8 protein-coding genes and 1 pseudogene are annotated in these 8,906 nt (G+C 72.1%); 2 read left to right on the plus strand and 7 right to left on the minus strand.

The window, feature by feature from the left end:
* Positions 1–386: 386 nt before the first annotated feature.
* The 4 genes from FMEAI12_RS30840 to FMEAI12_RS30855 form a co-directional block, all read right to left on the minus strand.
* Positions 387–3,173 (minus strand): ATP-binding cassette domain-containing protein, encoded by a 2,787-nt coding sequence (locus FMEAI12_RS30840; RefSeq protein WP_112108798.1) that lies wholly within the window; start codon positions 3,171–3,173, stop codon positions 387–389.
* 250 nt (positions 3,174–3,423) lie between these two features.
* Entirely contained in the window at positions 3,424–4,281 is an 858-nt protein-coding gene (locus FMEAI12_RS30845) for a DUF1206 domain-containing protein (RefSeq protein ID WP_112108799.1), read from the minus strand.
* Between the two features lie 93 nt (positions 4,282–4,374).
* Positions 4,375–5,121 (minus strand): RibD family protein, encoded by a 747-nt coding sequence (locus tag FMEAI12_RS30850; RefSeq protein WP_112108800.1) that lies wholly within the window; start codon positions 5,119–5,121, stop codon positions 4,375–4,377.
* On the minus strand, positions 5,118–5,543 hold the full coding sequence (locus FMEAI12_RS30855) for a hypothetical protein (protein WP_112108801.1): 426 nt from the start codon (positions 5,541–5,543) through the stop codon (positions 5,118–5,120). The genes FMEAI12_RS30850 and FMEAI12_RS30855 overlap by 4 nt, the downstream gene beginning before the upstream one ends.
* Before the next feature lie 68 nt (positions 5,544–5,611).
* Between FMEAI12_RS30855 and FMEAI12_RS30860 the strand changes: the two genes are divergently transcribed.
* Entirely contained in the window at positions 5,612–6,505 is an 894-nt protein-coding gene (locus FMEAI12_RS30860) for an exodeoxyribonuclease III (RefSeq protein ID WP_020462757.1), read from the plus strand.
* Between the two features lie 147 nt (positions 6,506–6,652).
* Here the strand turns inward: FMEAI12_RS30860 and FMEAI12_RS30865 are convergent, their stop codons facing one another.
* The 3 genes from FMEAI12_RS30865 to FMEAI12_RS30875 form a co-directional block, all read right to left on the minus strand.
* Complete coding sequence (locus tag FMEAI12_RS30865) at positions 6,653–7,252, minus strand: Hsp20/alpha crystallin family protein (RefSeq protein WP_112108802.1); 600 nt, start codon at positions 7,250–7,252, stop codon at positions 6,653–6,655.
* A 443-nt stretch (positions 7,253–7,695) separates the two neighbouring features.
* A complete protein-coding gene (locus FMEAI12_RS30870) occupies positions 7,696–8,433 on the minus strand; it encodes a DUF4230 domain-containing protein (RefSeq protein ID WP_071061472.1) in 738 nt (245 codons plus the stop codon).
* 82 nt (positions 8,434–8,515) lie between these two features.
* Positions 8,516–8,770, minus strand: a complete 255-nt coding sequence (locus FMEAI12_RS30875) for a SpoIIE family protein phosphatase (protein WP_368672125.1) — start codon at positions 8,768–8,770, stop codon at positions 8,516–8,518.
* A gap of 18 nt (positions 8,771–8,788) precedes the next feature.
* Here FMEAI12_RS30875 and FMEAI12_RS40310 point away from each other — a divergent pair.
* Positions 8,789–8,906 (plus strand): annotated as a pseudogene (locus FMEAI12_RS40310) (IS110 family transposase); the annotation flags it as partial.

Raw genomic sequence — 8,906 nt, forward strand, 5'->3', positions numbered from 1 at the left:
CTACGCCGACTCCGTCCTGGCCGACGGCTCACCGACCGGAACCGCCGAAGCCGCACTCGACCTCGCCGCCGGCCTCTACCTACCCGCCACCACCCATCACCGACGAACTAACGGCGACGACCACTAGTTGCAACGGCACTTGTGCGTGACCTCGTCGTTGGTAATGGCGGCGTCGGGCCTGGTGTCGGTGTCGCCTGCGCCAGGCCGACCAGGCCCGGACGACGTCGGCCGAGTGGAGTTTCCGCGGACGTATCCGCTCGTCCCCGAGCCGACGTGCCGCGCCGGTTGGCACCGGCGCTCCGGTGTTCCGCGGAACACCAAGATCGATTGAGGTTGGTGGTGACCGCGGCGTGCGGAGCAGGGAACACCCAAATGCCGTTGCCGTACTAGCGGCGCGCGCCGGGCGCGGCACCGTAGCCACCGGGGCCACCGGGGCCGGCCGGCGGTGCCTGCCCGGCCTGCGGCGGGCGGCCGACTCCCGGCGGCGGGCCGGCGGGCCGGGTCACCTTGGGGTCGATCCGGCGCAGCATCATCGAGGTCAGCGCGAGCGCCGCCGCGCCGAGGACCAGGCCGAGGACGACGTCGAGCACCCAGATGCCCGCGCTGTGTTCCCACAGCCCGTCGGCCGGGTCCGTGCGCAGCACCTCGTTGCCCAGCTTGGACACCTCGTTGAGGTCGTCGGTGGACGCCAGCGCCGCGAAGCCCCACCGGGCGGGGGCGATCCACGCGACCTGCTCCATCACCAGACGGCCGGACAGCGACACCAGCCCGCCGGAGAGCACGAGCTGCGCCATGGTCACCAGCACCAGGATCGGCATCGTCTTGTCCGCGTTGTCGACCAGTGTCGACACGAGCAGGCCGATCATCATGGACGCCAGCGCAGCGACGATCACCGCGGCCAGGCATTCCACCAGCGGCGAGCCCAGCAGGGACGCCTCCGGCGGCGTGCGGCCGACCAGCCCGATCAGCGTGAAGATCACGCACTGCAGGGTCGTGATACCGGTGAGGACGATGATCTTCGAACCGAGATAGGCCGTCCGGGACAGGCCGATCGTTCGTTCCCGCCGGTAGATGTCGCGTTCCTTGACGATCTCGCGGACCGAGTTCGCCATCCCCATGAAACACGCACACAACACCAGCACCACGAGGACCTTCATCGCGTCCGGGTTCGGTGCGTCCGGCAGGGGTTTCAGCCCGTCGGGGGCCGGGATCACCCGCGGGATGATCCCGAGCAGGAACGGGAAGGCGGCGATGAGCCGCAGGTAGGAACGGTCCGCCAGCACGACCCGCAGATATCGCCGGGTCAGCGTCGCGAGCTGGGAGGTGACCGGCTGCTGGCGCACGCTCGGCAGCTCCGCCGGCGCCTTGCGCACGATCGGCGCCACGACCGCGGAGGGCACGAAGTACTCCGAGGCACGGAACCGGGCCGCCATCTCCGCACCCGGCGTGCTTTCCAGCTCCCGGAACACCGCCGCGAACTCGCGGAAGTCCTCCTTGCCGAAGAAGCGCAGCGCCCCGTCCGACGGGCCGAAGTAGGCCACGTGCCCACCCGGGGCGAGCACCAGGATGTAGTCGCACAGGTCCAGGAACAGCACGCTGTGCGTGACGACGATGACCGTGCGGCCGCTCTCGTCCGCCGAACCGACCCCGCCGCCCTTGGCCAGGCCCTTCAGCGTCTCCATCACCGACTGGTCGTTCGCCGGGTCCAGCCCCGACGTCGGCTCGTCCAGGAACAGCAGCGACGGCCGGGTCAGCAGCTCGAGGGCCACCGACGTCCGCTTCTTCTGCCCGCCCGACAGCCGGCTCACCGCCGTGTCGGCGTGCGCGGTCAGACCGAGCTCGCCGATGACCTCCGCCACCCGGGCCCGCCGCTCCTGCGCCGTGGTGTCCGCCGGGAACCGCAGCTCGGCGCCGTACTCGAGCGCCTCACGCACGGTGAGCTGGGCGTGCAGCGGATCGGCCTGCGGGACGTAGCCGATGCGCCGGCGCAGCTCGTCGTACTCGGCGTAGAGATCCCGCCCGGCGTAGCGGACGGAGCCCACGTCCGCCGGGCGGAAGCCGGTCAGCGCGTTGAGCAGGGTCGACTTGCCCGCACCACTGGGACCGACCACCCCGAGCAGCGAGCGGCCCGGGAGCCGGAAGGTCATGTCGTGCATGAGCTGCTTGGTGCCGGCGAACACCGACAGCGCCTGCACCTCGAAGGCGACGTCACCCGAGTCGACGTACTCCACCAGCGAGTCGCCCTCGAGCTGGTAGAGGTGGTGCCCGATCGCGATGACGTCGCGCTGCCCGACCTGTGCCCGCCCGATGCGCTGGCCGTTGAGGAACGTGCCGTTCGCCGACCCGAGGTCGACGACCTCGACCCTGCCGGGGGCGACCAGCAGCTCGGCATGGTGCCGCGAGGCGAGCAGGTCCGAGACGGAGATGTCGTTGTCGCGCGAGCGGCCGAGCCGGAGCGTGCCGGGCCGCAGCGGGTGCATCTTGCGGCGGGCGTGCACGATGGCGCTCTGCGCCGTCTCCAGGCCGAGCGCCGCGGAGGCGGTGTCCGGGCCGGCGGCGCCCGGGCCCCCGGCGTGCGGTGGCTGGTGGCCCCCCGGGACCGGCGGGCGGGCCGATGCCGGGGCCGTCGGCGGTGCCGCTACCCGGGCCCGGCCGGAGGCGGGCGCGCGACCGGGGGCAGGCGCCTGACCGGGGGTGGGCGCGTGGCCGGGAGTAGGCGTGTGACCTGGGCCGACGGGCGCGGGACCGGGGTTGGGGTTGGGCGACGGCCATCCCGGCGCACCCGCCACGCGCGGCGGCGGCCCGGCCGGGACCGCGGGAGCGGGTGCCGAGGCGGCGGGCGCGGAGCCCGCTCCGGCACCGGAGGCCAGCCCGACGGACGAGGGCACCAGCACGACCTCAGGGCCGTCCGCGGCGCCGAGCCGGAAACGGACCTCGGTCGAGCGGACCGTGGTGTCCCCCATCCGGCGCCCGTCCTGCCAGAGGCCGTTGGCGCTGGTGTCCCGCACATGCCAGCCGCCGGCGACCGGCTCAAGCACGAGATGACGCCGGGACACCCGCGCGTCGTTGATGACGATGTCCGCGCCGCGTGCTCGACCGACCACGCACGGAGCGTCGCCCGTCAGCGTGTTGTGGCCCGCCGGGCTGATCACGCTCAGCGTGGTCCGATCCACCTGTACTCCCCTTTGCCCCTACCGCCATGGTGCCGGCTGCGATGTCAGTGCCGGCCAGGCGACGCCGTGGCCGCGCGACGACGTTGATCGTCCGCTCGACGACACCTAGTCTGCCTTCCCGACCCGACGGATTCTGCACTGATCCGCGACATGTCCGGAAGGCGACGACCGACAAAGCAAACCACCAGGGCGGATGATCCGAACCGCCCGCCTTCGTCCGGCGGGCGGTTCGGCCGTGCGGGGAGCTGGTTCAGAGCTTGCGGTACCGCGCCTCGATGAAGGAGTAGGCACCGAACAGGACCAGGCCGACGGCACAGACGACGAGCAGCACCTGGCCGTACGCCTGGTCGGCGATCGTGCGGAGCGTGCCGTCGAAGCCCTTGGCCTCGTCGGGGTCGAACTCGACGGCGGCCTTGACCACGAACACCCCGGCCAGGCCGAACACGATGCCGCGCGCGACGTAGCCGACCTGGCCGACGCGCTTGCTGGCGGCGCGCATCGCGGGGCTCATCTCCCCGCTCCTGAGCTTCTCCTCGAACTTGGTCGTCACACCCTTGACGATCATGCCGATGCCGACACCGACCACAATCAGGCCGACCGCGCCGACCAGCCACCGGCCACCGGTGTTATCCATGACCCGTGCCGTATACGGAGCGGGCTCACCAGAGCCGGATCCCGAACTACCCGAGGTGAGGAAGGCGACGACGCTGCCCGCGATCACAAGGTAGATCACACCGCGGATACCGGACACCACCCGCTTGGCTGTGCGCTTCTTCTCGTCGGATTCCTCGTGGTGCCCGACGGCCGCTTCCAGCAGGCGCCACAGCGCATATCCGACAAATCCGATGACGAGCAGGATCAGCACCGCCGCGCCGAAGGGCTTGTCCGAGATCTCCCGCAGCGCGCCCTGCCGGTTCGCCTGCTCCCCGGAACCGCCGAACGCGATCTGGAGGGCGATGATCCCGATCAGGACGTAGACCAGTCCTCGGGCTGCGAAACCGAGGCGTGCGGTCAGGTCGACCGCCTTGCTGTCGTGGGCACGCCGGGCCTTGGCGCCGCCGGCAGACGCGGCCGCGCGCCCTGGTCGCGCGACACTGGGTACGGACACGGGTCCTCCTCGACGAACAGTTCGGGCGGAACGCCCTTAGGCCGTCTGCCCGACGGGAGGCCCACAAAACGGATAGGCGTCAGCCGGACGACATCAGGTCACGGACGGTGTCAGGTAACGCAGCAGCACGACGCCGTCGAGCTGGCGGACGTCCACGAGCCGCAGTCGGTGCGCGGTGTCGAACGGGAACGAACCCGGGCCGACGAACGTCGGCGCGGCGGCCTCACCGACGAAGAACGGCGCGATGACCAGGTGCAGCTCATCCACCAGGCCCGCGGTGAGGAACGCGGTGTGCACGGTGGTGCCCCCCTCGACCAGTAGGCGCCGCGTGCCGCGTCGGCTCAGGTCGTCCAGCAGGTGCTCCAGCGGCGGCGCCTCGAGATCGACGACGGTCGCCACCACGGAAAGATCCGGGGGGACGGCCGGCGCCGGCGTCCCGGTCCCGGTACCCGCCCCGGCTCCAGCGCCGGGCCCAGATTCAGGCGCGGGCCGGGGCGCGGCTCCGGCGAACCGGTAGACGACCTTCTCCGCGCCGTCCAGGAAGAAGCGGGCGTCCGGGTCGAGCCGTCCGCCGCTGGTCAGGACGGCGCGCAGCGGCGTCGCCGGCCGGCCTGCCGCCGTCCGCTCGGCTCGGCGGAGCTCCGAGCGGACCGCGAGGCCGGGATTGTCGCGGCGCAGCGTACGGGCACCGACCAGGATCGCGTCGCAACCGGCCCGGACCTCGTCCACGCGGTCGAGATCGGCCTGGCTGGAGAGGACCAGCCGCTGGGGCGAGCAGTCGTCGATCCGCCCGTCCAGTGACATCGCGCAGCTCAGAAGCACGTACGGGCGCGCGGTCACTCCTCGGAGTCTTCGCCGTCCGAGTCCCCGCCGCCTGCCCCGCCGCCACCCGAGCCACCGGAACCACCCGAGCCGCCGACGGCGTTCCCGCAGCGCTGGTCCACCCAGTCCGCGAGCTGGGCGCGGGGGCTGAGCACCGTCGGATCGTCCGCGACGCGGTCGGCGATGGCCCGGATGTCGTCCTCGGGCGCCAGGTCGCGTACGAGGAGGGCGACCAGGCGCGCCGACTCCGGATTCTGTTCGATCTCGCTCGGCTGAATGTTGATCTGTGAGCAGACCACGGTCGCGCCGGCCGCACGGGTCTCCTCGGAGACCTGGTCACAGCCGGCGAGGCCGGCGGCGCCCGCCGCGACGAACAACGCCGCGGCGAATCCCGGCCGACCAGGCCGCGCGCTCCTGCCAGGAGCGGATATCGGTGTCATGTCTCCGAGGATGGCACGGACCGGTCGGTGCGGAGATCTGTCGGAGGTGAGGACTACCGTCTCACGGTGTGCGGATCGCGACCTGGAACATCAACTCGGCCAAGGCCCGGCAGCCCCGGCTGATCGAATGGCTTGACCGCGCGAGCCCCGACGTGGTCTGCCTGCAGGAGACCAAGCTCTCGGACGAGGCGTTCCTCGAGCTCTTCGACGAGGATCTCTTCCGCCGCGGCTACCGGGTCGCGCACCACGGCGACGGCCGCTGGAACGGGGTGGCGATCCTCTCCCGCGCCGGGCTGGAGGACGTACGGCGCGGGCTGCCCGGCGACCCCGGGTTCCCGGGGCCCGAGCCGCGGGCGATCTCCGCGAGCTGCGGCGGGATCCGGATCTGGTCGCTGTACGTGCCCAACGGGCGCACGGTGGAGGACCCGCACTACGCCTACAAGCTGGCCTGGCTGGCCGCACTGCGCGACGTCGTGGCCGAGCTCGCCCCGCAGGGGCCGGTGATGACGCTCGGCGACTTCAACATCGCGCCGACGGACGCCGACGTCTGGGACATCGCCGAGTTCGAGGGCGCGACCCACGTGACCGAGGCCGAGCGCGCCGCGCTCGGGCGGCTGCACGACGCCGGCCTGCTCGACCTGATGCGCGAGCGCTGGCCGGACGAGACCGTCTACACCTACTGGGACTACCGTCAGCTCTGCTTCCCCAAGAACTACGGGATGCGCATCGACCTGACCCTGGCCACGGCCGACGTCGCGGCCCGGGCACGCGCGGTGTGGGTAGACCGGGCCGCCCGCAAGGGCACCGGGACGAGCGACCACGCCCCGGTCGTCGTCGACCTGGACGAGGCGCCGGACGGCGACATCGGCCCGATGGTGCCGCCCCCGTCCTCGCGCGGCTCCTCCGCGCGTGGGTCGTCCTCCCGCGCCGGGGCGGGCACCCGCCGTCGCGCCTCCACCTGACCGCTCCCCGGCCGGCTGCCGACGCCGGCTCGGCCCGTAACGCAGTCGCCCCCGGCGAACGGACCAGACAGGGTCCGCACACCGGGGGCGATCATGCTTCGTTCTCCGGTCAGGCGCTGCTAGCGCGCCGACCGGTGCCGCGTTGGGTCAGGACGCGGGCGACTCGGCCGCCGCGCCGCCGTCACGCAGGGCACCACTCTCGGCGACGGAGCTGTTCTGGGCGCTGGAGCTGTTCTCCGTGCCGGCGCTCCCCTCCGCCGTGGGCAGCTGCGCCGCCGCCGGGGAGGCGCTGACCGGGATCCGCGTGCTGCGCGGCGCCGCCGCCGCTCCCGCCAGCCGGACGGTCAGCACACCGCGGTCGTAGCGCGCGCTGATCCCGGTCGCGTCGACGTTCTCCGGAAGGGCGAACTCCCGGCGGAACGACCCGTGCCACCGCTCGCGGTGTACCCGGCCGTTGACCGTCTTCTCCTGGGTGGACGAACGCTCACCGCGGACGACGAGCGCCCCGCGGTCGATCTCCACCGTCACGTCCTTCTCGACGTCGACACCCGGCAGCTCGAGATTGATCAGAACGTCGTCCCCGTCGACCAGGACATCGGCGCTCGGCACGACGCTCTGCGGACGGTTCGTCGCGCGCAGCGGGCGCACGGTGCGCTCCCGCGAGCCCCACGACCGCCGGACGATCTCGTTGAACTCACGGTCCATGCGCTCGAACGCGGCGAACGGGTCCCACAGGTAGGTGCTCATCTCGGTCGTACTCCCCTCTGGGCGGGGCCTCGTGCGTGAAGCCTCTCGTCGTCGGGCCCGATCGGCCTCTCCGTCGGGCACGTGCATGAGTCTAGACGACTCAATCTTACGAAGGCAAGTGAGCTCAGTAACTCGCATGCCACTGATGTGCAGAACCATTGTTGGAGGAGGCTCTGCTCCTGCGGCGCCACCCCCCACCGCGCAGGACAAACCGCTGCGGGCTCCGACAGTCACCCGCGTTACGGCGCCGACCAGGAGGAACCTCGCGCGAGGACGCCGCCTGACCACCAGTGAGCCGGACCCATGGGCGGGCAGGCCGCCGGACGCGTGAGCGGCCCAGCGCGTCCGGTCGTCCCGGATCGCGCTGGGCCGCGTCTCCGCCCACCGCTGCTCCGTCCCGCCGGCGGGAGACCACCGGCAGGAGGGGTTCGGCGCCCGGGGCGTTACTTGGGGTCCTCCGCGTAGGTCACCTTCACATCGGTGAAGCCGAGCGCACCGAGAAGGCCGCGCAGCATCGCCGTGGTGTTCGTCTTCGCGAGCGCGAGCACCTGGCCGTCGGCATTCGCGGCGTCGGCCATCTTCGCGGACGCCGTCTGGTAGAGCTCGGAGTCATTGCTCTGGCCGCCGAACAGCCCGCCCACCCGGTTCAGCACGCCCCGCTGGCGGGCGACCACGTAGCTCTTGGCGAGATCGAGCCGCGGCTCGGAGATGGTGGGAGCGGGCAGCTGGATGGTCACCGACCGCCGGTCCGCGGAGACGGTGACCGCGCCGTCCCCGAGCTTGCCGAAGTCGATGACCGAGTCGACGGTGCCGACCCCGACGAACAGCGTGCGCTCCCCGCGCAGCGCGTCCGGGATCCAGCGACTGTCCTCCTCCAGGTCGACGACGACCTCGAAGTGCGCGCTCGCCGCGTGGTACTCGCTGAGATCCTCGAGCGAGCGGAGCACGGCCGGCGAGCTGCGGTCGATCGTCCGCTCCTCGAACGGGTTCGGTATCGACGGCCGCCAACCGGTGACGAACGCGAGGCCGGAGATGACGAGGAGCACCAGCACGAGGTAGGCGATCAGGCGGACGGGGCTGAGTCGGGAGCGCACCGCGCGGATACGTCGCGTGGCGCCGGAATCGTCCTGCTCGGTGGAACCAGGCGTGTCCCGAAGGGCGGAACCGGACTCGTCACTCATGGTCGGACATGTACCCGACGAAGATTGCGATCAATCGTTGTCGCGATCGTGCCGCGCGTCGCTTCCCAGCCGCGGGGGCCGGTCAGGAGCGCGGGCGGGAGACCTCGGTGGTGCGGGCGACGACGATCGCGGTGCGGTCGTCGCTCGGCCGGCCCGGGGCGTGGCGCCGCACGACCTCGAACGCGTCGTCCAACAGCTCGGCCGGCGCCCGCCGCGGGTCGCGCAGCAGCTCGGCGACGAGCCGATCGACGCCGAACTGTTGGTGGGCCGCGTTCCTGGCCTCCACCAGCCCGTCGGTGTACACGAACAGCACGTCGCCGGGTTCCAGCCGCAGCACGTCGGTGTGCCACGCGCCGTCGGCGCCACCGCCCTGGAAGCGGCCCAGGCCCAGCAGACCGCGCTGCCCGGCGAGAAGGTCGCCGCCCAGATCGTCGCTGATCTCGCCGCTCAGATCCTCGCGCTCGACGACCGGC

Source organism: Parafrankia sp. Ea1.12, from assembly GCF_900465275.1.
GTDB classification, from domain to species: Bacteria; Actinomycetota; Actinomycetes; order Frankiales; family Frankiaceae; genus Parafrankia; species Parafrankia soli.

Bases quoted from the DNA above. Each gene is read 5' to 3' on its own strand.
- FMEAI12_RS30870 (WP_071061472.1), bottom strand. From the start codon at position 8,433: ATGAGTGACGAGTCCGGTTCCGCCCTTCGGGACACGCCTGGTTCCACC.
- FMEAI12_RS30855 (WP_112108801.1), bottom strand. From the start codon at position 5,543: ATGACACCGATATCCGCTCCTGGCAGGAGCGCGCGGCCTGGTCGGCCG.
- FMEAI12_RS30865 (WP_112108802.1), bottom strand. From the start codon at position 7,252: ATGAGCACCTACCTGTGGGACCCGTTCGCCGCGTTCGAGCGCATGGAC.